Source organism: Anaerolineales bacterium (genome assembly GCA_030583885.1).
In the GTDB taxonomy this organism is placed as follows: domain Bacteria; phylum Chloroflexota; class Anaerolineae; order Anaerolineales; family Villigracilaceae; genus Villigracilis.
This window is the reverse complement of the sequence record CP129480.1, coordinates 169,106-194,428: the sequence shown is the minus strand read 5'-3', so window position 1 is coordinate 194,428 and position 25,323 is coordinate 169,106. Positions and strand designations below refer to the sequence as shown.

General features: G+C 48.7%; 21 protein-coding genes. All 21 read left to right on the top strand.

Annotated features, from left to right (window positions below; genetic code table 11):
• Nucleotide 1 precedes the first annotated feature (1 nt).
• The 21 genes from QY332_00990 to QY332_00890 all read left to right on the top strand — a co-directional run bounded on the left by QY332_00990 (nucleotide 2) and on the right by QY332_00890 (nucleotide 25,294).
• Entirely contained in the window at nucleotides 2-901 is a 900-nt protein-coding gene (locus QY332_00990) for an FkbM family methyltransferase (protein WKZ36499.1), read from the top strand.
• A 32-nt stretch (nucleotides 902-933) separates the two neighbouring features.
• Nucleotides 934-1,689 carry a hypothetical protein gene (locus tag QY332_00985; protein ID WKZ36498.1) on the top strand — a complete coding sequence of 252 codons (756 nt, stop codon included), beginning with the start codon at nucleotides 934-936 and terminating at the stop codon, nucleotides 1,687-1,689.
• A 376-nt stretch (nucleotides 1,690-2,065) separates the two neighbouring features.
• Complete coding sequence (locus QY332_00980; protein ID WKZ36497.1) at nucleotides 2,066-3,850, top strand: NAD(P)-dependent oxidoreductase; 1,785 nt, start codon at nucleotides 2,066-2,068, stop codon at nucleotides 3,848-3,850.
• Nucleotides 3,847-4,740: an NAD(P)-dependent oxidoreductase gene (locus QY332_00975; protein WKZ36496.1), complete on the top strand. Its 894-nt coding sequence runs from the start codon at nucleotides 3,847-3,849 to the stop codon at nucleotides 4,738-4,740. Before QY332_00980 ends, QY332_00975 begins: the two co-directional genes overlap by 4 nt.
• Nucleotides 4,737-5,375, top strand: a complete 639-nt coding sequence (locus QY332_00970; protein WKZ36495.1) for an HAD hydrolase-like protein — start codon at nucleotides 4,737-4,739, stop codon at nucleotides 5,373-5,375. Before QY332_00975 ends, QY332_00970 begins: the two co-directional genes overlap by 4 nt.
• On the top strand, nucleotides 5,372-7,375 hold the full coding sequence (locus QY332_00965) for a hypothetical protein (GenBank protein WKZ36494.1): 2,004 nt from the start codon (nucleotides 5,372-5,374) through the stop codon (nucleotides 7,373-7,375). The genes QY332_00970 and QY332_00965 overlap by 4 nt, the downstream gene beginning before the upstream one ends.
• An 82-nt stretch (nucleotides 7,376-7,457) precedes the next feature.
• Nucleotides 7,458-7,610, top strand: a complete 153-nt coding sequence (locus QY332_00960; protein ID WKZ36493.1) for a hypothetical protein — start codon at nucleotides 7,458-7,460, stop codon at nucleotides 7,608-7,610.
• A 66-nt stretch (nucleotides 7,611-7,676) separates the two neighbouring features.
• A complete protein-coding gene (locus QY332_00955) occupies nucleotides 7,677-8,132 on the top strand; it encodes a dTDP-4-dehydrorhamnose 3,5-epimerase family protein (protein WKZ36492.1) in 456 nt (151 codons plus the stop codon).
• 18 nt (nucleotides 8,133-8,150) lie between these two features.
• Entirely contained in the window at nucleotides 8,151-9,047 is an 897-nt protein-coding gene (locus QY332_00950; GenBank protein ID WKZ36491.1) for an NAD(P)-dependent oxidoreductase, read from the top strand.
• A complete protein-coding gene (locus tag QY332_00945; GenBank protein ID WKZ36490.1) occupies nucleotides 9,044-10,099 on the top strand; it encodes a glycosyltransferase in 1,056 nt (351 codons plus the stop codon). Before QY332_00950 ends, QY332_00945 begins: the two co-directional genes overlap by 4 nt.
• Entirely contained in the window at nucleotides 10,099-11,031 is a 933-nt protein-coding gene (locus QY332_00940; GenBank protein WKZ36489.1) for a GDP-mannose 4,6-dehydratase, read from the top strand. Before QY332_00945 ends, QY332_00940 begins: the two co-directional genes overlap by 1 nt.
• Nucleotides 11,028-12,017, top strand: a complete 990-nt coding sequence (locus QY332_00935; GenBank protein WKZ36488.1) for a GDP-mannose 4,6-dehydratase — start codon at nucleotides 11,028-11,030, stop codon at nucleotides 12,015-12,017. Before QY332_00940 ends, QY332_00935 begins: the two co-directional genes overlap by 4 nt.
• Before the next feature lies 1 nt (nucleotide 12,018).
• Nucleotides 12,019-12,726 carry a sugar phosphate nucleotidyltransferase gene (locus tag QY332_00930; protein WKZ36487.1) on the top strand — a complete coding sequence of 236 codons (708 nt, stop codon included), beginning with the start codon at nucleotides 12,019-12,021 and terminating at the stop codon, nucleotides 12,724-12,726.
• A 7-nt stretch (nucleotides 12,727-12,733) separates the two neighbouring features.
• Nucleotides 12,734-13,975 (top strand): glycosyltransferase, encoded by a 1,242-nt coding sequence (locus QY332_00925; protein WKZ36486.1) that lies wholly within the window; start codon nucleotides 12,734-12,736, stop codon nucleotides 13,973-13,975.
• Nucleotides 13,976-13,981: 6 nt separating this feature from the next.
• On the top strand, nucleotides 13,982-15,850 hold the full coding sequence (asnB, locus tag QY332_00920) for an asparagine synthase (glutamine-hydrolyzing) (protein ID WKZ36485.1): 1,869 nt from the start codon (nucleotides 13,982-13,984) through the stop codon (nucleotides 15,848-15,850).
• Nucleotides 15,851-16,939 carry a glycosyltransferase family 4 protein gene (locus tag QY332_00915; protein ID WKZ36484.1) on the top strand — a complete coding sequence of 363 codons (1,089 nt, stop codon included), beginning with the start codon at nucleotides 15,851-15,853 and terminating at the stop codon, nucleotides 16,937-16,939. It begins immediately after the preceding gene.
• Nucleotides 16,936-18,087 carry a glycosyltransferase family 4 protein gene (locus QY332_00910; protein ID WKZ36483.1) on the top strand — a complete coding sequence of 384 codons (1,152 nt, stop codon included), beginning with the start codon at nucleotides 16,936-16,938 and terminating at the stop codon, nucleotides 18,085-18,087. Before QY332_00915 ends, QY332_00910 begins: the two co-directional genes overlap by 4 nt.
• 24 nt (nucleotides 18,088-18,111) lie before the next feature.
• Complete coding sequence (locus tag QY332_00905; GenBank protein WKZ36482.1) at nucleotides 18,112-20,202, top strand: hypothetical protein; 2,091 nt, start codon at nucleotides 18,112-18,114, stop codon at nucleotides 20,200-20,202.
• 8 nt (nucleotides 20,203-20,210) lie between these two features.
• Nucleotides 20,211-21,032 (top strand): hypothetical protein, encoded by an 822-nt coding sequence (locus tag QY332_00900; GenBank protein WKZ36481.1) that lies wholly within the window; start codon nucleotides 20,211-20,213, stop codon nucleotides 21,030-21,032.
• A gap of 17 nt (nucleotides 21,033-21,049) precedes the next feature.
• Entirely contained in the window at nucleotides 21,050-23,629 is a 2,580-nt protein-coding gene (locus QY332_00895) for a glycosyltransferase family 39 protein (GenBank protein ID WKZ36480.1), read from the top strand.
• 18 nt (nucleotides 23,630-23,647) lie between these two features.
• Nucleotides 23,648-25,294, top strand: coding sequence for a phospholipid carrier-dependent glycosyltransferase (locus QY332_00890; GenBank protein ID WKZ36479.1), 1,647 nt, complete (start codon nucleotides 23,648-23,650; stop codon nucleotides 25,292-25,294).
• Nucleotides 25,295-25,323: the final 29 nt, after the last annotated feature.

Here is a 25,323-nt window from a genome sequence, read left to right as displayed (position 1 = left end):
AATGTTTATTCCAATAACTGAAAAACGTAAGAAACAGTTTTGCGCGAAGTTGTTTTCCGGCATCCAATCGCCAATTGGTTTTATAGATGTTGGTTCGGGAGGCGCGCTAAAACCCCCCTGGACTTTGTTGCCAACAGCATATCTTAATAAAATAGATTTTGATCCTGAAGAAATTCGTTCTGATAAACAACTCCCCGTTTGTATTTCAAACAAAAGGGGAATGGGCACTTTTTTCATAGCACATGACCCCAGGGCATCGTCTTTGCATCCACCTTCTCAATCTTTTGCCAGGCGATTTGGTCAGGATGGCATCCTAACAAAAGAAGGGATTCAGGTGGAATTAACAACACTTGACTCCTTGTTCATGAGCCGACACCAAGAATTAGATTTGCTGGATATAAATGTAGAAGGGCATGATTATTTTGTTTTAGAGGGCGCTGCTCAACTTCTAAAAAAAGCATTTATCAAATGCATAAAAATTGAATTTGAATTAACTGAAGTTTGGCAGGGGCAAGGCTGGTTTAGCGAGATTGACAAATTCTTGCGAAGTAACGGCTATGATTTGGTTAACATTGATATCGAATATAGTCGCCCTGTAAATGCGCGTTCCATTTATCATCAAGGTGAGCCTCTTTGGGGGAAGGCGATCTATTTTCCTAGTGTATCCAATTGGGAACAGAAACGAGAAAATGCTAATATAAAAGACGATATCTTAAAGGCAGTTGGACTATATGTTATTCTTGACTTGCCCGGTCGTGCTATAGATATCTTAAACATCGCAGCTCAATATGGTTGCATAGATGCTCGTGTGGAAAGAGAAAAAACATCAGAAATTGTTTCAATCTTTCACTTTGCTAAATTTGATTACTGGATTAATCGGCTCCTGAGAAAAATCGGCTGATTAGTTAAAATAACGAACAAGAGGTAATTAATATGATCTGTGGTCTTCTTTTAGGACGTGAAGGCTCTTCCGGTTTTCCCGGAAAAAACCTATACCCTGTCTTGGGTCGCCCATTGGTATCTTACCCTTTATTAGCGGCCCTCAATGCTCCTTCTGTAGATCGTGTATATGCTTCAACAGATTCGCCGCGTATTAAAGAAATTGCATCCGAACTTGGGGTCCGCATCATTGATCGCCCACCGCATCTTGCCACCAAACAAGCCTTAGGCGAAGATGCTTATATTCACGGGTATCAAGTCATTCGCGATGAACTCGCAATGGAGGGCATGACAATTGAATTTATGATTTTGCTTTTTGCCAATGCCGCTACCATTAATTCCGATTTACTTGAACAGGGAATTGCCGCGCTTCGTGCTGACCCGAAAGCAGATTCGGCTGTGACAGTTTCTATTTACAACATGTGGAGTCCACTCCGCGCACGCAAATTGGGCGAGGATGGGTATCTGCACCCCTTTGTACCGTTTGAAGTCTTTGGCGACCCGGCCACATTGAATTGTGACCGCGACTCACAGGGCGATGTGTATTTTGCAGATATGGGTACATCTATTGTGCGTCCGCATTGTCTTGAGAATATTCACTCTGGGCTTCTTCCTCAAAAATGGATGGGGCAAAATATTTTGCCCATTCATCAATGGGGGGGCTTGGATGTAGATTATGAATGGCAAATTCCGCAAGTGGAATATTGGCTTCAGGCACACGGTTATAAGCCGGGTACTGTTTCAAATTAATTAACATTGGCAAATGAAGGATAAAAATTAATCACAGTCCCTTACTTAAGAAAGTTGGCGTGCTGAAATGATAAAACGGCCCGCTGTGAACCTTGCGAGCCAGTCCCGTTTCAACGTTTTTCGGCGTTTAAGTTTTTTAGGGAATTCAACTTTCCCCGACCCGAGACGAATACGTTGTGCAGAATGTAGCCGGACAACTGCGTTTGATATCAAGCAAAATTTGAATAAAAAAGTAGTACTGCGCGCTAAGGCATTGTCGGTGGCTGGCGTAATCACTTTAGTGAAAAACACGTCTAATAGTTCAAAGGAAAATTCGGTTAGCACCTTTTTGAGGTGAGTTGCAAAAAAGATTGAAATTGGAGTATTGAATAATAAAATGATCGTTTCCCTTATATGCGGGCGTGCGGAAAATCAGCCTTTCCCCGGCAGGAACACCTTTCCATTACTCGGCAGACCGTTAATGGTCTATCCGATTTTGGCTGCGCTAAATTCGTTCGAAGTTAATAAAGTTTATCTCAGCACTGACGATGCCAATATGTCCCGCATTGCCAGTCATATTGGCGTGGGTGTGATCGAACGTTCGCCCGAATTGGCGGCCGAATCTGTAACACTTGAAGATGTGATCGAGCATGGCTATCAGGAAATGCGCGGGCAGTTGAACCAGGAAATCGAAGCCCTGGTGGTGTTGATCGCCAACGCTCCCACGGTCACGGCTGGGTTGATCGATCAGGGAGTGGAGATGCTGCGGGCGCGGCCCAAATTGGATGCGGTTATGTCGGTGTCCCGGCACAATGAATATCATCCTCATCACTCATTGCAATTGACCCAGGATGGACTCCTGAGATCGTATACTGGAATTATGGATAAACAAACTCAGGATGCTTATTTTCCTGATTCGCTTTTATTTGTCCTTCGCCCGCAAAGTTTTTTTGGCGGTTCAAATAAGTCTGCCCGTCCGAATTTCATCGTCAATGTCGCTGTCCAGCAGGTTGCAGCTCTTGTCCACGAAGGGTATGGGGATGTGGATTATCCCTGGCAGATCCCCATGGTGGAGGAGTGGCTGCGGCGCCGTGGATTTAGTGAAACAGATACTCCTTATTCATTGCGCGTTGAAAAGGAAATTGTTGTTACCCAACCGCCGGTTGTCATTAAATCAACCCAGGATGTTAAGCGCAGGGTTTTGATCACAACCGTGCCATTCGGTCAGGCGGATCGTTACCCGCTTAACCTGTTGGAATCCAACCAAATCGAATATGTCATCAACCCTGTTGGCAGAAGGCTCAAAGAGGAAGAGTTGGTTGAGATGATCCCGGATTTTGGGGTCTTAATTGCAGGTACAGAACCAATTACAGAAAAAGTCATCGCCTCTGCTCCAAACCTCGGCTTGATTGCCCGCGTGGGTATTGGCCTAGATAATGTGCATTTACTCGCCGCGCGCGAGCGCGGTATTCAGGTTACTTATACTCCGGATGCGCCTTCCCCCGCCGTGGCGGAATTAACGATCGGTCAGATGCTTTCCTTGCTGCGCGGCCTTTCCATGGCAGATCGGAACATGCGCAACGGGGTCTGGCATCGTTTTATGGGGCGCAGGCTTTCAGGAATAACGGTGGGGCTGATCGGCGTGGGGCGGGTTGGAAAGCTTGTCGCAAGGCACTTGTCGGGCGGCTTCCCCGGGATTCGCATCCTTGGCAATGATCTTTCCATTGATGATGAATTTGGTAAAACGCACAATGTTCAATGGGTTGAAAAGGAACATATCTATCGCGAAGCGGATGTTATATCCCTGCACCTGCCATTAACGCCAATAACCCGCAGGCTCATTACCGTGCGCGAGATCGAAATGATGAAAAGGGATGCCTTGTTGGTTAATACTTCCCGTGGAAATATGATCGACGAACACGATCTTGCCGAGGCGCTTCGAGCGGGCCGTATCGCCGGAGCTTCAATTGATGTGTTCGAACGCGAACCTTATACAGGTGAGTTAAGCACTTTGGAAAATTGCCTGCTTACCTCTCACATGGGGTCCATGTCCCTAGACTGCCGCTCTCGCATGGAAATCGAAGCGACTGAGGAAGCCATCCGCTTTTTACGGAAGGAACCTCTGAAATGTCTTGTGCCGCAAAGCGAATATGAGATCGCGGCTTCAGGGAAGGCCCCATGAAGGTAATTGTTTTTGGCGGTTCAGGTTTTGTTGGCAGTCACCTGGCCGACGCGCTCACAGAAGCCGGCCATGAAGTGACCATCTTTGATATTAATCCATCCCCTTACCTGAAGGAATCCCAGAGGTTTATTCAGGGTGATATTCTTGATGCCGATGCTGTGAAGCGTGCGGTGGATGGGAACGACGTGATCTACAACTTTGCCGGGCTGGCTGATATTGATGATGCCCTTGCCCGTCCGATCGATACTGTCCGTCTGAATGTGTTGGGATGCGTCAATATGTTGGAAGCGGCTCGTCACACGGGCGTAAAACGGTTTGTTTTTGCATCCACCATTTACGTGTATTCTGAAGCGGGCGGCTTCTATCGTGTCAGCAAACAATCTTGTGAGGCTTATATTGAGGAATACCAGCGCCGCTTTGGGTTGAATTATACGATCCTGCGGTATGGAACCCTTTATGGCCGCCGTGCTGATTCGCGCAACAGTGTTTACCGTTATCTTAAACAAGCCTTGTATGAGAGGAAAATATCCATTCGCGCAACCGGCGACGAGATGCGGGAATACATCCATGTGGAGGATGCTTCACGCGCAAGCATGCAGATCCTCGATTCTGAATTCGAGAATCAAAATGTGATTCTGACAGGCCAGCACCCCACGCGTTTTCGTGATTTGATGTATATGATCCGTGAAATGGTCGGATCCGATGTGCAAATCGACCTGCAGCCTCCTGAGGATGGAAAAACAGGCGGGCATTACAACTTGACGCCTTACACCTTCCATCCCAAGATCGGTAAGAAGCTTGTCAGTCATTATTACCTGGATATGGGGCAGGGCTTGCTTGACTGTTTGGATGAGATTTATCATGCTGAACAAGGCGGGAATGACGAATGACGGTTAAAGCCATTTTGTTCGACTTTGACGGCGTACTCGTTGATTCTGTAAACGTCAAGACCGAAGCCTTTCGCGAATTATTTTCAGATGAAAGGGAACATTTGCAGGAAGTCATGGATTTTCACCTTGCAAATGGCGGCATGTCTCGCTTTGTAAAATTTGAGATGATTTATCATGGTATTTTGAAGAAACCACTGTCGGCAGAACAATCCAAAGAGTTGGGAGAAAAGTTTTCCCGTTTGGTGATGCAAAAAGTGATTGAAAGCACCTATATGCCGGGCGCATTGGAATTCATTCGAAAATACTCAAAACAGCTTCCTTTGTTTATTGCTTCCGGCACGCCGCAGGACGAATTGCATGAAATCACCTCGCAGCGCGGATTGAATTCCTACTTCAGAGAGATACATGGCACACCGCGCGGCAAACCTGAGATCATCCGTGATATTTTGATGCGATATGCTTTCGAAACAAATGAAATGCCCTTTATTGGCGATGCGATCAATGATTACAAAGCCTCTTTGGAAACGAACTCACCTTTTTATGGCCATGTCTTAAGCGGGGACGGCGGCTTTCCAGCGGATGTAGAAATTGTCCGTAGTTTTCACGAATTGGAAACCAGATTGTTTGACGAATGACAGAAAAAAATGAAACCGAGTTGATTGTCGAAATATTGGATCAGGCACAGGAATGGGGAAGAGGCGAATATATCCAAACCGCAAAATCACAGGGGCGTGAAGTCCGTGTGCTTTCGCTGGCTGATTCGATTCCTCCAAAGGATAATTCTGATGGAACATGGCTTGACATAAAAGAAATATCGGATGTTGTTGGCGAAAAAGTCCGAGAGCTGTACCCGCGCTTTTTATATGAAACAGCCAAAAAAACAGGTTTATTGGATATTACCGTATTGGATCATAAAGTCAGCTTGTATTGGCTCATGCCAATTTCTGAAATGAGCATACTGCGCACCCCTTTGATTGACAAGATTTATGCCCTGCTCGTTTTGAAGGAGGTTTTGCGGGATGCCAATTATCAGCGCCTGCTTTTGGTCACAGATGATGCCCTGCTCGAAAAACCCATTCATGAAATTTGCAGACGGGTCCACTTGAAAAAGTTTGAAATAAAAATTGTCAAACAAAATAAGCCGGCTTATTACCGCGGCAATGTTTCCCTGGTCGTTTCATGGTGGCTGCAATTTGTATCGTCATTGGTTTACTGGCTTGTATTTCGTGTGTTCAATATTGGCACCCTGGGAAAAGAAACTTCAGCCGATGTTCTTGGTTTAACGATTTTTCCTGCGTTGTGGTCCAATAATAACAATGGCGTTTTTGAAAACCTTGCTTTTGGCGATTTTCCTGCCGAATTAAAAAAACATGGACTTGTTTTGAAATATCTTGCCATTCCCACGATGAAACCGCGAAATCTCTTGAGAAATATAAGGTGCTGGAAAAAGATCGCTCTTGAAAACCAGATTTCGTTTACACAGTCATTGATATCATTTCAAGAATTGGTATCTGTTTATTTCAGGCACAATTGGGGCGGGAAACTATCATTTTGGTTTAAGAATTTATCGAATGCGGATTTACGACTTGATTCCATTGATGTGAAACTTCTTGTTGTGCGTGAGTTTCAAAATGAGTTATGGGATCAAGGTCTTTTGCAATCTTTAATCCTTGCGTATGCAAGTGCGAGAGCAGTGCAACAAGAAAAAAATATGTCCTCTGCAATTTTTGCTTTTGAATTTCAACCGATTGAAAAAGGATTTGCAGCAGGCGCAAAAAAAGAGAATCCCTACATCAAACTAATTGGTTTGCAAACCTCATTAATTGGAAAAAGCCATCTTGGCTATTATTTTTTGCCCGACCAAATTAATCAAACCAATGAACTCACTCCTCCTTATTCGCCTTTGCCGGATTATGTTGCGGCGTATGGTAATACTCCGTACACCATGCTGATGGAAAAATTTGGAAAAGACCGTGTGAATCTAACTGGACCGATTCGTTACCCGTATTTGAAGTTTGTTTCACAAACAGACCGCGACCATGCAGCACAAGAATGGAAAACCCGCCTCCACCTTGACGGAGAAACTGTTCTTGGGCTTTTGGCATTACCCAGCCTCAAAGCGGAAGCCCTCTCAATAATGGAATGGGCGTTTGCGGCCGCAGAAAAATATCCGCAGTTATATTTGCTGGTGCGTTTTCATTACTGGGCTGTGCTGATCGATGAATTAAAGAACATATCTCAGGCTCACTCTTGCAATCGTTATCAAATCGCAAATGGTGATTTGCATGAGATCCTGCTGGTTTCTAGATTTATTGTCACAGGGACATCCTCAATAGGTATTGAAGCGATGGCCTCCGGTTGTATGCCTGTCTCCTACAAACCCACGCGCCGTTATGATTTTGGTCGAATTCAAGATGTTGAAGCAGGTGCATTTTTTTACACAAACCAGGCAGAGCTTGAAATTGCAATAAATGAATGTGTTTTACAAACCGACGCTTTTTCCAAAAAGAAAATACGATGGGAAGAGAACCTTGAGAGGTTATGCACCCCGCTGGATGGAAAAGCCAGTGCGCGGTTTTATCATTGGTTAGATGTAAAAGGGGTTTTCGGTTTTAGGGAAACAGGAGAAAATTAAGTGTGAAAAAAGCATTAATAACTGGCGGCGCCGGGCTTGTTGGACCCAACTTAACCGTTGTCTGCTCAAGGCAGATCCCGACATGAAAAACATTAACCTCGATGCCTCAACGTATGCAGGCGGCCCTGCAAACGGCTTGATGAATGACAGCCCGCAAGAAGTTGCCTGGCGCAGGGGCTTTGTTGATAAAGCGCAGTTGCAGGTTTTAGGATACTATATTGGCAACAATATTTAATGGAGACCGTCCTCTCCGGTTGGCGGAGGAATAATCAATACATACTCATTGAAAGGACATAGTGACATGATACAAGATGTAGTTTTCAAGAAATTGCGGGTGATTGCGGATGAGCGTGGTTATTTGATGGAAATGCTCCGCGTGGATGAAGAATTGTTTGATAAATTTGGACAAGTGTATATGACAGCCGTATATCCACAAGTGGTAAAAGCCTGGCATTATCATAAATTACAAACCGATTTCATGGCGTGTGTTTTCGGTATGATCAAGCTGGTTCTGTTTGATCCGCGAAAAGATTCAACAACCTATCGCGAAGTGAACGAATACTTTATTGGTGAAAAAAACCCGGGTTTGGTAAAGATTCCCTGCGGCGTGTATCATGGCTTCAAAGGCATGGCAAATGAAACTGCTTTAATCGTAAATACGGTCAACGCACCATATAACTATGACCAACCTGATGAATTCCGCGTGGCATGGAATTCATCGGATGTGCCTTATGACTGGGATTTGAAAAACGGATAGTTGGGTTTTGGTGACGCTTTGAAGAACATCTTGATTACCGGCGGTACTGGCTTGCTTGGGGTTGCGCTGCAAAACTCTGCACCGGCAGGGGTGCAAGGCTATGCCACTTGCACACCTCAGCGTGCTCTGCCATGGCCTTTGCCTTTTTTTATTCTCCCAACAGACTTAAATGATTACGCGGCGATGAAATCTGTTTTTAAACGATCTCAACCGGATGCTGTAATTCATACTGCCGCAATTGGCAGCGTTGATTTTGCGGAAAAGAATCGTGGAATCACACATAAGGTAAACTTGGAAGGCACACAATTAATCATTGAACTTTGTAAGGAATTTAATGCCCGCCTGATTTACATTTCCAGCAATGCTGTCTTTGACGGCACGAATCCATTGTATGCAGAAGATGCACCTGTGAACCCGATTAATTATTACGGGCATGTTAAATCCGACGCTGAAAAACTCGTTCAACAAAGCGGCCTGCATTGGACAATTGTGCGCACGATTATGTTGTATGGCTGGCAATATCCCGGCGGGCGCGATAACCCCGTCACTTGGTGGCTTCGGTCTCTTGAGGAGAACAAGCCGATAAAAGTAGTCAATAACGTCTTTAGCAAACCTTTACCTGCTTATTCGTGCGCGCAAGTCGTTTGGGCGGTGGCAGAGCAAAAGTGCACGGGCATATATCATGCTGCCGGGCGTGACCATGTCTCTTTATATGAATTTGCATTACAAGTGGCACACGTCTTTGAACTCGATTCAAACTTGATCGAATCGGTTCCAGATTCTTACTTTCCTGAAATTGCATTACGCCCCAAGGACACATCCTTCGATACAACTAAAATGGAAACAGAATTAGGCATACAGCCCGTCATGATTTATGATGGTTTAATGCATATGAAAGCAGAACGCCCTCAATGAAAATTTTGCTTGTTGGACCGCGCTGGATTGGCGGCTGGATGGAAGGCGTAGAATATGGGCTGATTGCACTTGGTCATCAAGTGCAGGCATTTGCATATAGTTCGCCTCATGCTCCATTTCGCATGAATAACGAATTGATTTTGAAAAGTTATGTTCCATCTGCTTTGCACTCCGTCTTAAGACCCCTTGCTCATCGTATCGGTGCGGGCTGGGAACGTGATATGAATCGCCGTTTGGTAAAAACTGTGTATCAATATCAACCCGACTTAATATTTTTACTTAAAGGCGATTTGATTCAACCAGAAACATTAGAAGCGATTAAGTCTGCAAACCGCCTGCTCATTTCATGGTGGGTGGATAATCCACTTTTTTATTATAAAGATTATCCGCAAGTGGCAGTGCAGCTGAAAATCATCAATGCTTTATTTATATTTGATTATGAAGACTTGGAAATGTTAAAACAAAAAGGCGTAGAAAATATTTTCTACCTGCCGTGTGCATACGACCCCGAAATATACCATCCTAAAAAAATCAGTGCGCCCCACAAAAAACGCTTTGAATGTGAAGTTGCATTTATTGCAAATTACTATCCCGAACGGGGAGAATTCTTAAAATATACGCAAGGGTTAGATGTGGCCGTGTGGGGGAGGGGCTGGAAGAGTTTCTTAAAGAAAAATAACTTCCCGCCCAAAGTTTTACGCGGCAAAGACTTAAACGGTGAATATGTATCGGCTGTTTACAATACGGCATACATTTGCCCGAATGTGCATCACGTTCAATCTCGCGGCGGCGGCTTGAACATGCGTACGTTCGAAATCCCCGGTGCGGGCGGTTTTCAACTTACGGATTATATTGCGGGCATGGAAGAACATTTTGAAATAGGCAGGGAACTCATTGTTTATGAATCCCCTGAACATTTTCGCGAACTGGCAGAATATTATCTGAAACATGAAAGCGAGCGCAAAGCCATTGCCCACCGCGGATATGAGCGTGTAGTGCGTGAGCATACCTATGAACAAAGACTCAAAAAAATATTTGAGGTTTTAAATTAATGACCCGTGCATTAATTACCGGCTCATCCGGGTTTGTCGGCTCATACCTAACGCGCAGCCTGATTGCTAAAAACTGGCAGGTTGCTGGCTTAGACATTCGCCCGGGTGGCAACCTCGAACATTTCTTTCAAGGTGAATTGGCTGATAAAAATATAGTCACCAATGCTTTGAAGGAATTTGAGCCGGATGTTATCTTTCATTTAGCAGGGCTGATTAAATCTAACGAGCCGCAGGAGTTGTATATTGCCAATGTACAAGCGACCGTCACGCTTTTGGAGGCGGCAGTGGAATCCAACTTAAAGCCTGCGATTACCCTTGCCAGCTCCAGCGCCGTGTATGGACTTGGGTCTGGAAAAAAGAAAATTAGTGAAAAAACAAAAATTCGCCCAGTGACACACTATGCTGTGAGTAAGGCTGCGCAAGAATTAGTATCTTTAAGATATTTTGGTGCAGGTCAATTGCCTGTAAAGATTGTTCGCATCTTCAATTTGCTGGGACCTGGTCAATCACCTGCATTGGCTTGCTCCAGTTTTGCACACCAGATTGCATTGGCAGAAAAACATGGCAAAGACGAAATTTTTACGGGCAACTTAGATGCCTTGCGTGATTTTGTAGATGTTCGTGACGCTGTGCGGGCCTTTGAAATGATTGCGGAGAATGGAAAAGCAGGCGAAATTTATAATGTCTGTTCGGGGGATGCAGTATCTTTGCAAGAGTGTCTCAGTGAGATGCTGTCTCAGGCGCATAGGCAACTCATTCCGAAGATTGAGGTGGGGCGAGTCCAACAAGATGATATTCCGATTCAGGTCGGCAGTTTTGAAAAAATCAAAAAAGCCTGCGGATGGAATCCTGAAATTTTCTTAAAAGAATCGTTAAACGATTTGTTGAATGGTTGGCGTGAACGAGTAGAATTGAATGCGGAGTCAAAATGAATTGGAACGGTGTAAAAGTTTTGGTCACAGGCGCGGGCGGATTCATCGCCAGCCATTTGATTGAACGGCTTGTAACCGAAGGCGCGGACGTGCGCGGATTTGTGCGCTACAACTCGCGCAACGACCTCGGTATGTTGAAGTGGCTTGCTCCTGAAATTTTTTCGCAGGTGGAAGTGATGCAGGGCGACCTGCGCGATAACGAAGCCGTGCGCAATGCCGTGCGTGGCGCGGATACGACTTTTCATCTTGGCGCGTTGATCGCGATTCCCTATTCGTATGTCAACCCGCGTGAAGTGATCGATGTGAATATCATGGGTACGCTCAATGTGCTGATGGCGGCGCGTGATTTTGGAACGCGGCGCGTGGTGCATACATCCACCAGCGAAGTGTATGGCACGGCGCAGTATGTGCCGATCGATGAGAAACATCCCTTGCAGGGACAGTCGCCGTACTCCGCCAGCAAGATCGGCGCGGACCGCATTGCCGAAAGTTTTTATCGTTCGTTTGAAACGCCCGTGGTCACACTGCGCCCGTTCAACACCTTTGGGCCGCGTCAGTCAATGCGCGCGGTCATCCCGACCATTATTGTGCAGGCGCTCACGCGTGATGAAGTCAAACTCGGTAGTCTTGAACCTTCGCGCGACTTTACTTTTGCAAAAGATACCGCCAACGGTTTTGTGAAAGTTGCTGAAGCCGAAGGTGTGCTGGGCGAAGAGATCAACCTCGGCAACGACAACACCATTCGCATTGGCGACCTCGCTGAAAAGATTTTCAGCATCATCGGCAAGACTCCGAAAATTGTCGCCGATCCGCAGCGTGTGCGCCCCGGCAAAAGCGAAGTGATGAAGTTATGGGCGTCCAATGAAAAAGCCAAACAGATGATCGGATGGGAACCCCGCATCCCTCTGGATGAGGGCTTGAAACTCACCATCGAGTGGATCTCCGCCCATCTCGACCTCTACCGACCCGACCGGTACACGGTGTAACATGCGCGCAGTGATTTTAGCTGGCGGCAAGGGAACGCGCCTTGCCCCATACACAACTGTTCTTCCCAAACCGCTCATGCCGATCGGTGAAATGCCGATTCTGGAAATCGTCATCCGCCAGTTGCATAAAAAAGGCTTCGACGACATCACGCTTGCAACGGGCTATCTTGCCGAGTTGCTGATGGCATACTGCGGTGACGGGAGCAAGTTCAATGTGAAGATTGATTACTCCCGCGAAGAACATCCTCTCGGCACGGCGGGACCGATTGCGCTTATCACGGATTTGACCGATACCTTCCTGGTCATGAACGGCGACCTGCTCACCACCATTGATTACAGCGCCATGCTCAAATACCACCGCGAACGCGGCGCACTTGCCACGGTGGCTTGCTATCAGCGCGATGTAAAAATTGACCTCGGCGTGATTCGGGTGGATGAAGATAACTGGGTCTCGGATTACATCGAAAAACCCACGTATCACTACTCGGTGAGCATGGGCATTTACCTGTTCGAGCCTGAAATCTTGAATTACGTCCCGAAAGGTCAGCGCCTTGACCTGCCCGAACTTGTGCTCAAGTTGATGAACGACGGCAAAAAGGTCAATGTCTTCAACTTCGACGGCTACTGGCTCGACATCGGCAGGCATGACGATTACGAACGCGCCATCGAAGAGTTTGCGAAACATCGCGAAGCGTTTTTGCCCGAATAGCCCCCTTATGATCCTTTTGATTTTTACGAACACCTATCCCTACGATACCGTCGGTGAGCAGACCTTTTTGACTGGCGAGATCAATATCCTGCAAAAATATTTCGAACGGATCGTGCTCGTTCCAAATGAAAAGCACGAAAAATTGCTGCCCCTGCCGCAAGGCGTGGAGGTCCGCCTCGATTTTGCGGGGAACTTTTCCCTCGAAAAACGCTTTCTGGCATTTTTACCCGCTCTTTTTTCCAAAGATGTCTGGCAGGAGATCAAAGACCGTCTGCCCGCCTCTCTTTCGTTTGGCTATCTTAAAAAGATATTTTTCTTCGTCTCCGGCGCGTCCTTAACGCAAAAATGGATGAGCAATTGGCTGAAACGGGAAGGGCTTTCCTCTTCCGAAGTAGTTTGCTACACCTACTGGTTCACCGAGATTGCCATGGGGCTGGGCCGGGCGAAGACCGAACATCCGTCTTTGCGGCTCATCTCCCGCGCACATGGATACGATTTGTACGAAGAAATGTACAAGCCGTGGCCACTGCGTTCGCAGTCCATTTCCCTGCTGGATGGCTTGTTCGCGGATTCGGACATCGGCACGAACTATCTGTTGGAAAAATATCCGCGCTTCAAGTATAAATATGCCACCGCCCTGCTGGGAGTGCCTGAACCGGGCGGGCTGTCGAAGCCATCCGATGATGGCGTGCTGCGGGTCGTCTCCTGTTCGATGGTCAACCCCATCAAACGGATCGACCTGCTGCTGGAGGGAATTCTCCATGCTGCAAAGTGCCGCCCCGACCAAAGAATCGAATGGACTCATTTTGGCGGCGGAGAAGAACGACAAAATTTCATCAATCGTGTAGCGGCTGGGTTCCCTCCCAATGCCAGCGGAAGTTTTCCCGGCTATCAAACGCAGGAGCATCTCATCAAAACCTATCTTGAGATGCCGATTGATGTATTTCTCAATGTCAGTTCCACCGAAGGGACGCCTGTTTCCATCATGGAAGCCATCAGTTGCGGAATCCCCGTCATCGCTACCGCGGTGGGAGGCAATGTGGAGATCGTTCAGGAAAAGAACGGCTTTTTACTTGGTGAGAATCCCACACCCGATGATATCGCCGACGCGTTGCTGGCGGTCTGCGATCAACGTGATGAGTGGTTGGAGAAGCGACAAGGCAGCCGCGAGGTCTGGCAGGAACGATATAATGAAACGACCAACTTTGAGGCGTTTGCCCAAAAACTGATCGAGATAAGGAAGCGTTAAGTTTTTATGTGTGGAATTACTGGATTTTGGAATCTGGACGGTAAACCGGTCAATCGTGACGAATTGATCCGCTTTACGAATCAACTCGCGCATCGCGGACCCGACGGCTGGGACATCCATGTGGACGAATCTGCCAATCTTGGTTTTGGTCACCGCCGCCTCGCCATCATCGACTTGAACACCGGCGACCAGCCCATGCCCTACGCCGACGGGCGTTACTGGATCGTCTTCAACGGCGAAATTTATAACTTCGTCGAATTGAAAAATGAACTCGAAAGCCTGGGCTGCCGTTTCAATACCGAATCGGATACGGAAGTCGTGCTCGCCGCTTACGATACATGGGGCGAGGATTTTCAATTCAAACTCAACGGCATGTGGGCGCTCGCCATTTGGGACAGCCGCGAACGTAAACTGTTTCTCTCGCGCGACCGCTTCGGCGTCAAGCCGATGATCTATCTTTTCGATGGCAAACGCTTTGCCTTCGCTTCCGAAATGAAAGCCTTTCTCGCGCTCGATGGCTTCCGCGCAGAATACAACCCCGTCGTGCTTGCCAACTCGCTCGAAGATGCGTCGCTGGTCGAAGGCGCGGAGGATTGTCTCTTTCAAGGTCTCAAACGTTTGTTGGGCGGGCATTGCCTCACACTCACTGCAAGTGGTGATATGAAAATTCGCCGCTGGTGGAATACGCTCGATCATCTTCCCCATGTACCCGAAAAATACGAAGACCAGGTCGCGCAGTACCGCGAACTATTCCTCGATGCCTGCCGCATCCGTATGCGCAGTGACGTGCCCATCGGCACAGCCCTCAGCGGCGGCTTGGATTCCAGTTCCGTGCTTTCTTCCATGAGCCACATCCGCAAATCCGGCGATGCCACCATGCGCATGGCGCACGAATGGCAGAAAGCCTTCATCGGCACGTGGCCCGGCAAAGTCATTGACGAACGCCGCTATGCCGATGAGGTCATAAAGAAGACCGGTGTCAATCCCATCTACTGCGAAATGAACGCGGACATGTACCTCGAACATTTCGACGAGATCCTCTATCAATTCGAAGAACTCTCCGACATTCATCTCGGTCCGTGGTTTGTTCACAAGATGCAGCGTCAGCATGGCGTGGTCGTCACCATTGACGGTCACGGCGGCGATGAAGCGCTGGGCGGCTACACCTGGCACGTCTTCGCCGCCATGCGCAATGCGAATCCGATTCGCTACGCCGAACTGGCCTTGATACGAAACAGCATGAGCCTGACTCATGGACTTGGGACATATGTAAACGCCATCAAGAAACGTTTGACTGGAAAAAAATCCGCATCACCTTCGACCTCATGGCTGGTTGCACAACCTGAGCCTTTTTTTACGCCTTCAATAGAGCAGGACAAGCCACGCCTTGCTGGGCACGATGAACTCTTCAAAACACTCTACACCGACTTCCACTTCACGCATCTGCCGATGGTCTTGCGAAATTTCGACCGTCTCTCCATGGCGCACGGGGTAGAAGTGCGCTCACCTCTCATGGATTGGCGGTTGGTGTGTTTTTCCTTCGCATTGCCATCTGACCGAAAGATCGGCAGAGGCTTTACAAAAAGGATTTTGCGCGACGCAATGAAAGGTGTCCTTCCGGATTTGATTCGCGTTCGATCCAAAAAACTTGGATTCCCCGACCTGGCTGAAGGCTGGGACTCGTCTCGCGGTCATCAATTCATCCACGATGTAGTCTCTTCGAATAATTTTCAAACATCCCCGTTCTGGAACGGTGCGCGTGTTCAAAATGACCTGGAAGTTGCTTTCAAACGCCATGACAAAAAAATCATGAAACGTGCCTGGAAATTTATTCAAGCACAGGCATTGCTCAACCTGTTTTTGGAACGGAAGTAAATGCGCATTGCCTACGTCACCGTCCATGTCGCCCCGGAGATCATGCAGGGCGGTGTGGGGAAAAAGATAAAAAGCCAGATGGGAATCTGGCGTGAGATTGGGCATGAAGTTACTCTGTTTAGCCTCAGCCCGGCGGAAATCCCGTTTCCCGAAGAACGGCAGTTCATCTTCGATGCGAACGTAAACCTCTTGAAACGCGAAGTAGCCCGCATGTTCGAGTTGAAGCGAATGCTTGAAGCGATACGGGAATTCCAACCCGATGTCATTTATATGCGTTTTGGGTTATATTCCCACCCCCTGCATCGTCTTTTTAAGATTGCGCCAGTCGTTTTGGAGACGAACTCTGATGACCGTCAGGAATATCAGGAACGCGGCGCGTTTTTTCATTGGATGAACCGCCTCACACGCGGACTGACGTTTGGTTCTGCGGCTGGAATCATCTTCCCCTCTCATGAATTGGTGGATGTGCTTTTGCCAAAACGGGACAAACCGTTTCGCGTCATCTCCAATGGGATTGATGTACGAAAAGTAAAAATCATGCCGCCGCCCAAAAATCCCCATCCTGTTATTACATTGGTGGGTTCACCGGGTATGGACTGGCATGGTGTGGATAAGCTGATTGATCTGGCGGGCTTGTTTCAGGATTTGGAGGTCAACATTATCGGGTATTCAAAGAGTGACATCGATATCCCATACACCGAAAATGTCCATTTTTTGGGATTTTTGTTTGGGGATGAGCTGCATGAAATTCTTTGCAAAACAGATGTAATGTGTGGCACATTGGCTTTGCATCGAAAGAAAATGAATGAAGCCTCCCCCTTAAAAGTCCGAGAAGCCATCTCATTTGGAATCCCCCTGATCATTGCCTACTACGACACGGATTTGAGTGAATTGGAAATCGAAACCATGCTTCGCCTTCCGAATACGGAGAATAACATACTAGAAAACTCCAGCCGCATTCGCAAATTTGCCTATGATATGATGGGAAAACGGGTGGATGTGAATGCTGTTTTTTCGTATCTCGACCAGCGCAAAAAAGAAGAAACGCGCCTGGCGTTTTTTGAAGAAATCCTTGCGGAACGTACATGAAGTCTTATTCCATCCTCCTGCTTGGAACCCAAATGGCGACGGGCGGTGCGCAAAAGGTATTGCTCGACCAGGCGGCTTGGTTTCATGAGCATGGACATGCTGTAACGGCTGTATTTTTCTATGATCGCGAGTCCATGCATGCTGCCTGGCGGAGGAAGTCGGCATTCGCGATTATCGATCTTAAAGCCTTTCGTAAAGGGGCGGGCGTCGTTTCGAACTTCCTCTCACTGTTGTCGGGATTGGGGCGGCTGTGGAGGTTGATACGCAGCCTTAAGCCGCATGTGATCGAAACCTTTACGCACGACGCCAATGCCCTCGCCATCCCGTTGGCATGGCTGCTGGGGATCCCTGTTCGGATCGCCACCCATCACGGCAAAATAGAAGGTTTCTCCCGTTGGAAGGAAATCCTGCATGCGTGGATTGTCAATCACATGGCGGACTATATTGTGGCGGTCTCCAGGCAGACGCGGCGGAAATCCCTGGAGGAGGGGATTCGTTCCGAAAAGGTCGTGATGATTCCAAACGGCATCGCCCCCGTTCCTGTTGATGATGCCGATCGGCAATCCGTCCGCCGCGCGGGTGGATTCGGGGATGAGGATGTTTTTTTTCTTTCCGTGGGTCGTTTGGTATACGCGAAGGCGCACGAGCACCTGGTTTCAGCCATGTCAAAGATAGTTCAGGATATGCCCAATGCGAAGGTTGGAATCTGCGGCGATGGCGGGCTGCGGCATGACCTGGAGATGCAGATACATTTGCTGCGGCTCGAAAATCATATTCGTTTGTTTGGAATGCGGGATGACGTAACGAAGTATCTCGCCGCCGCGGATGTGTTCGTGCTGCCCTCCCGCATGGAGGGGCTGCCCATTGCCCTGCTTGAAGCCATGCTGGCAGGATTGCCCGTCATTGCCACGCGGTTGGAAGGGGTGGATGAAGTGGTGGAGGAGGGCGTGCATGGCTTGCTCGTGCCAACAGAGTCGCCGGATGCGCTGGCAAAAGCTATATTACAATTGTGCCGCGATCCCGAATTGCGCCGCCGCATGGGCGCAGCCGCCAGAAGGCGGGTTCTGGAATCCTATACGACAGACCGCATGTGCGGGCAATATCTGGATGTGATGCGGCAGGGCTTGGGCGAGGCGAATGCTGAATAGGAGCAATCCATTAAAGGTGTAGGTATGAAGCGTTTGTATGTTCAAAAATCCATTTCGATCCTTGCCGCATCCATTGTTTTATTGGGCGCGTGTTTCGAGTTCTATCATATTGCATGGGGAACGGGTGCGGCGATCGGGCAATTCTCCGTCAGATGGCTGGCTCTTTTTGTGTTTTTCTGCCTGTTTTGCGCAGCGCTGTTTGCGGGTGTTCTGTTCGCAGTGTTTCGACAGGAGCGGTTTCTCCAATTTTTCGAGCCGGCAATTGCCTTTCGGAACAAGTTTGCGCTTGCGCGTTGGATGCTGGCGGTCCTTGTCCTGATCATCCCTGTCTGGTTTTTGCAGGGTACCATGTGGGGCATCGTATTCCATGGGATGTTTTTCCGAATTCTTTTGTGGGCATTGATTGCGGTTTTGCTCGCTGTGCTGTTGACCCAAACCGACGACCTGCTCGGATGGCAGCCATTGCTTGCCGCCCTGGTCTTGACATCCAGCGCGTTTACCGTGGCGATCTCCCTCCAGCGCGTTACGGAGTATCCGTTTTCACTGGCATGGTCGGAAGGCAATCGCATCTGGGACTATTCGATTTTGTTCGGACGCGCGCGGTACGATATCCCCGAGAACCAGGATATTTATGTCCTGCTCGATACGGGACGGCAATTGGTGGGCGGGCTTGTATTTCTCATACCCGGTGTCGGGATCGAAACGGTGCGTCTTTGGATTGGTCTTACCTTGATCGTCCCTTATTTTTTGGTCGGCTTTGCGGTTTATCGCACTGTCGATAAAAATGTGCGCATCTGGCTGTTGATGACCTTGTGGGTTTTCCTTTTTCTGCGTCAGGGTCCCATTCATCCGCCGCTTGTGCTTGCCGCCGCGCTGACGGCTTTTCTATGGCGCAAGCCTTTGTGGCTTGCCATCCCTTTGATGATCTACGCGGGACACTACGCCGCATCCAGCCGTTTCACATGGATGTTTGCCCCGGGCATCTGGATCGGGATGCTGGAACTGGCGGGCGCTTCATTATCTTCGGGGAAACTTGATCGGTCTGCCTGGAGCCGTTCGCTCGCTTTGGGTTTTTCCGGCGTCTTTGGCGGATACCTGCTCCCAAAAATTGCGCCGCTTTTCAGGCGTCCCGTTGAAAGCATAACCGACGTGAGCGAGCAGATTGCCGGTAGCGGCGTCAACTCGGAAGTGATCGCCAACGCCATCGCCGACCAGCCCTTGCTGTGGTATCGCCTGCTTCCCAACTCCACCTATGGCATGGGGATTCTGCTTGGATTGGCGGTTGCCGTTTTGCCCGTACTCATTGTTTTGGTCTGGCTCGCTGTTTCAAGGAAATGGCAGTTGAACATCTGGCAGAAACTCGCCATGCTTGGTCCATTGCTTGCTTTTCTTGTGGTCGGCCTGATCGTCAGCACAAAAATCGGCGGCGGCGGCGACCTGCACAATATGGACATGTTCCTGGTCGGAACGGCGTTCACGGTGTTCATCGCATGGGTCAACGGCGGCAGGGATGTTTTGCTGAAAGGCATGATGCCGCTCTGGGTGCGGTTTGCGCTTGCGGCATCGCTTGCAATCCCGGCGGTCATTCCCTTGAGCCATCTGCGCTCCTTCGAGTATGGCGACCAGATGAAAACACTGATGGTGCTCCGCGATATATCCGACAAAAAGCTGCTGGACATGCTCCCCGCCGATGATGTGGTGGATGAGTCCCTGGCTGAGATCCAATTCTTTGTGGATACCGCGCGCGGGCAGGGCGATATTCTATTCATTGACCAGCGCCAACTGCTCACGTTCGGATATATCGACGCGCCGCTGATCCCTGAATACGAAAAGAAGGTGTTGATGAACGAAGCCCTGAGTTCCAACGCGGGATATTTCGAGGGCTTATACCGCGACCTTGCGGCTGGGCGTTTCTCGCTGATCGTCACCGAGCCGCTGCGAACTCCCATAAAAGACAGCACCTACAGGTTCGGCGAGGAAAACAACGCCTGGGTCTCGTGGGTTTCCATCCCAGTGTTGTGCTATTATGAGGAGGCGCAAACGCTCAAGGAAGCGGGAGTGCAGTTGTTGATTCCCAAATCTGCGCCGGACGATTGTTCCCCCTATTTGCCTTAGAGGCGGCTGTGAATTTTCGGTATCTTTTTCTGCGTCTCATTCGCCATTTCATGCCAGAAGGGTTGGCGCGTTTCCTGCTCAAGCGGCGCTGGGTCATAAAACCCGGGCTGGAATCCACCGATCCATTTGTGGCAGTGGGGCGATACATGCAGGCGTTGGCTGGCAGGGGCGTGTCCATTGACGGAAAGCGTGTGCTTGTTTTCGGTTATGGCGGGCGTTTTGCGGTGGGCGTGGAACTGCTACAGCGCGGCGCGGCGCATGTTGTCTTATGCGATCATTTTGTCCTGCTGGATCACGAGCGGAACCGGGAGCTGCTGTCGGCGTATGGTCAGTTTCTGAAACTCGAGCAGGAACAGGTCCGGCCGCGAGGCGAATACATCACGCTTCTACATGGGGACGTGCGTGATGAACAAATCCAAAAGCAGATCCCCGCAGTGGATGTTGTCCTCAGTACCTCGGTCTACGAGCATTTGGATGATGTGGACGGGATTACGCGGGCGCTTGCGAAGCTGACCGCGTCTGAAGGTGTGCATTTGCATTTTGTCGATCTGCGCGATCATTATTTTGAATATCCGTTCGAGATGCTTAAGTTTTCAGAGCAGGTCTGGCGAAAATTCCTTAATCCCACCAGTAATTTGAACAGGTTCCGTTTGCAGGATTATCAACAGGTCTTTCGGCGCTATTTCCCCAAAACGGATTTTGTTGTTTTGGAACGCGACGTGGAGCGGTTTCGGGTCGCGCATTCAGCCGTGCGTCCCGAATATCTAACGGGCGATATCGCGGTCGACTCTGTGACGCTTATTTCGATCTTTTCCCATGGACGGCTTTAAGGAAGCACGAACTCGCGATGCGGCAAAAAAAAACATTGTTGAAACTATACATTCTGATGGGGTTGTTTGAAGGTGCTGTTGCCTTTGGATTCCTTTTATTGATCCCCGCTGATCCGAGGAATGCCGTGTTTCTTGGATATTCATCCCAGCGCCTTCTATTGCTTGGCGTGTTTCTCGCTTTTTTTGCCCTGGTTTTTTTGTTTTTTTTGCAGATTCAAAATTCAGCCGCAAGGCTGGAACAATCCATCCAACATATGGAAGGGGTTCTTAATAGCCGCCGGGGGAATTTCATCATGCATCTGGTTTCCTTGTTTCTGATCTCATTGGGAATTATCCTCTTGCTTCTTCCCTTCGAGAATCAGGCCGCTTATTTTGCGTTCGCTGAGCGCATTGGCCCGGTTATTTTCCTGGGGAGTGCCGTTGGCATTCAAACTCTGCTTGGACAGTTTCTGTGGCGAAATAAAAAACCGAATTGGCACATCCTTTTGGAATGGAAAAGCCTTTTTGGGATCACGAGCGCTGTGTTTACGTTACTCCTGGTTTTGTCTGCATGGGTTGCCAGGTCAGGTATCGGTTTGGTGCCGGAAAAATATGGATGGCATTACCCAGGGGCGCCAATTCTATTTTCTCAATTGTTTGTAGCATGGCTTTTTTCATTATCCTTTATTTTTTGGAACGACCCGCTTGAGAAGTGGGTGAAAGGTTTTCAAGTCAACCATGCATCTTTTATCCGCCTGGATGTGATCGTTTGCCTGGCCTTATGGCTTTCGGCTTCCTTTATTTGGTGGGGTGAGCCCATGCGGAAGGATAGTTACTTCACGCCAACCCCCACCCCGCCAAATTTTGAATATTATCCCCATTCCGACGCGGCCATTTACGATCTATCCGCTCAGAACATGCTCATAGGAGCCGATCAAAACAATAAAATCATACTGCGGCCATTGTATGTTTTTATGCTCACACTTTTCCGCATGGTGGGTGGACAACTCTATGAGAATGTGATTTTTCTTCAGGTTGGTTTCCTGGCGGTCATGCCGGCGATAGCCTATTTATTGGCGTCCATGCTTGGAGGCCGGCCGGCGGGCCTTCTGATTGCGATTTTGATCATCTTAAGGGAAAGGAATGGCATTGCGCTGACCAATGTCATTGAGATTTCCCATTCAAAGCTGTTGATGGCTGACGTGCCCACAATGGTTTTTATGCTCCTGTTGATTTTTGTTCTGGTGAAATGGCTTAAAAGACCAGTCGCTTCTGATTGGCTCGGGGTTTTTGCGGGCGCATCGTTTGGGATGTTAATGCTCGTGCGCAGTCACCAGTCGGTATTCATAGTTCCGGCCATCTTGATCGGCATGGCCTTTTCTGGAGGTTTTCGGTTAAAGCGGGCTCTTCGACGAATCTCGGTGTTTGCTTTGGGTTTTTTGGTGATGGCAGCGCCATGGATTTGGAGAAACCATGAAGTTAATGGGAAACTTGCAATAGAAAGTTCCGAGTTTTACATCAGCTGGTATGCCGGGGCGTATACTGAGCCGACGGATACGGTGGATATTCTTCCGGGGGAGACCCCTGATGAGCATTCGAGCCGTATAAAGCGCCAGGTGTTTCAGTATATTTTGGATCATCCGGTGGAATTGGCACGGGTTTATACAAGCTATTTTGTCCGCAATGAAATTGCATCAGTCCTTGCCATGCCCGTGTCGCTGAAATTATATGATCTGCGTTCCTATACTGTGCGCATGCAGTATTGGAATGAACCTTTGCTCAGTTTTACACCTGGTTCAGGATTGATCTTCTTTATTACACTTGGGTTGATTACCTTCGGCGTGGGCATCGCTGTTAAACGGTTGGGCGTGTTGGGGCTCGTGCCGCTTTTAATTCACTTTACCTTTAACTTTAGCATGTCCCTTGCCCGCATATCTGGATGGCGTTTTGTTCAGCCGGTGGACTGGATTCTACAACTTTACTATTGCATTGGACTGGTGACATTGACTGTTCTTGTGATTGCATTGATCTCAAGCAGGGTATCCGGGGTTGTCTATAACAGGGAGGACGGGGGCGGGTCTTTTGATAACCCGTCTGCCGCTTTAGGAAAATGCCGGTCAACTTTGTTGGTTTTTATATTTTTGGGGATATCTCTGCCGTTGACGGAAATACTTATTCCTCAGAGATATTCTGAAATGGATACAGATCAGAGGCTCGCTGAACAGGCGGCGGACGGGCTTATGTTGGAAAATGGCACCTGGATAACAGCAGCACATGTAGAATCCTTTCTGGAAACAGAACCAGCCGCCGTTGTTCTGTATGGACGCGCCCTTTATCCACTCTTTTATGAGCAGGGCAAGTATTGGGGAAGCGGCGAATCCTTTTCCTTGCTGGTAGGCGATTTGGATCGATTACAATTTACTTATATTGGGTCTGAAAATGCCCAGGTTTTCATTCAAAGGGAGACACCTCCGGATTATTTCCCAAATGCCGCCGATGTGTTCATTATTGGTTGCAGGGAAAGAGCCGGCATACGTGCACTGGCTGTTGAGGTCAATGATCGATCCCCCATTGTTGCGAAATTGCCGTGGCAGGGATTGACCTGTTCTATAGAATAGAAAAAGGGAACGCTGTTTATGCAACGGAAATCATCTCAATGGACAATACGGAACGAGACGCTTCTGCCCTTTTTCCTTTTCCTGCTCTTTCTTGGAGTTTCACTGCCGGGTGTGCAGTGGGGCGCGCCTGCGCTGTGGAACCCGGATGAACTGGTCTGGCGCGTGGATATGGCGCTCAACGGGAATATGATCTTTGACGAGACCGAGCCCGATTTCAATTACCCGTCCCTGCCAAAGTATGTTATGTATGCCATCGGCCTGGTGACCTATGATCTATTGGGGAAATCGAGTTTTGCATTCATTGTTGCCGCGCGCGCGTTTTCAGCGTTCCTGGGGGCGCTGAGCGGGGTGCTGATCTATTATCTGGCGCGCAGGATGGGCGCGAACAAAAGAACGTCCGCCTTGGCGGGACTGTTATATATTGCCGGCGGCGTGGCGGCGGCAAATGCACGTTTTGCCCACAACGACCTTTATTTGCAATTTTTCACCATTCTATGCGTGTTTTTTGTCGTCAAATATCAATACAGCAGGATGCCATGGTGGTGGTATGCCTCCTTCTTTGCAGTTGGATTGGCGGCTTCGAGCAAATATACGGGCGGGAGCATCATCCTTTTACCGGTTATTGTGTATCTTGTCATGCACTGGTCAGAGATACGTGCCAGTTGGCTGTCCATGGCTGGCAGGCTGGTTTTAGGCGGGGTAGTCTCGTTTTTGGGATATGGGCTTGGTACGCCAAAAGCACTGTTTGCACCGGTTTACTACTTTACGAGTGTAATTCCTTTCTTGAGAAATTATCCGCAGTATGGGTTCAATTCCGGTGCGCAGATCGGGTTGTTTGGCCAGTGGCAGGTGTTCGAGAACGCGGTTGGCGCGTTTGTCTATTGGGTTTTTATTATCGCTTTTCTTTGGTTCGTTGTTAAGCTGGTTTTATGGAGATTTGTAAAGGTAAAGTTCGACCGGGGACAGGCGCAGGCGGTCTTTGCCCTGCTTCTGACAGTTCTGATCTTCGACCTGCCGTTCATGGTCTCCATCAATTACATCCCGCGCTATTTCATTCCATTCGTTCCGTTTTTGGCCATCCTGGGCGCTTTGTTTATCAGGGAGATTCTTGATCTGGCAAATGATTGGAACTGGAAAGTTATGTCGTACGCCGTCGGCCTCCTGCTTTTTGTGGGGATTTCACATGCCCTCCTGCGGCTGGCCAGCACGGCATTGCTCTTCATGAATGATGCCCGCATCCCTGCCAGTGAATATATTGCCGCTGTCCGCGGGTACGGAAAGAGCATTGAATATACGCTGTATCCTCCGGTTATTGAGAAGCGGCGTTTTATGCGGGCGCATAATTATCCGATCTATTTTGTGAAATATCCGACGGATGTAGTGCCACGCGGTGGACGCTATGAGTACAACCAGGGTGAGCAGGGCCTGCTGGAGCGCGGCACTGACTACTTTGTGATTGACAGCTACACCTATGATCGTTTCTACACTGACACAGTCTGCGAGACCAATCCAGTGGAATGTGATTTCTTCAAGCGGCTGCTGGCTGGGGAGGTAACGAGCTACCGGCTTATCAGGGAATTTTCGTATGAACTGCCAGCCTTCCTGCCAGGGGTCTGGGTTTCAGCAGTAAATCCGGATATAAAAATCTACGAACGTATGCCATAGGCAGGGAAACGGCACAGGCTAACCGCCCT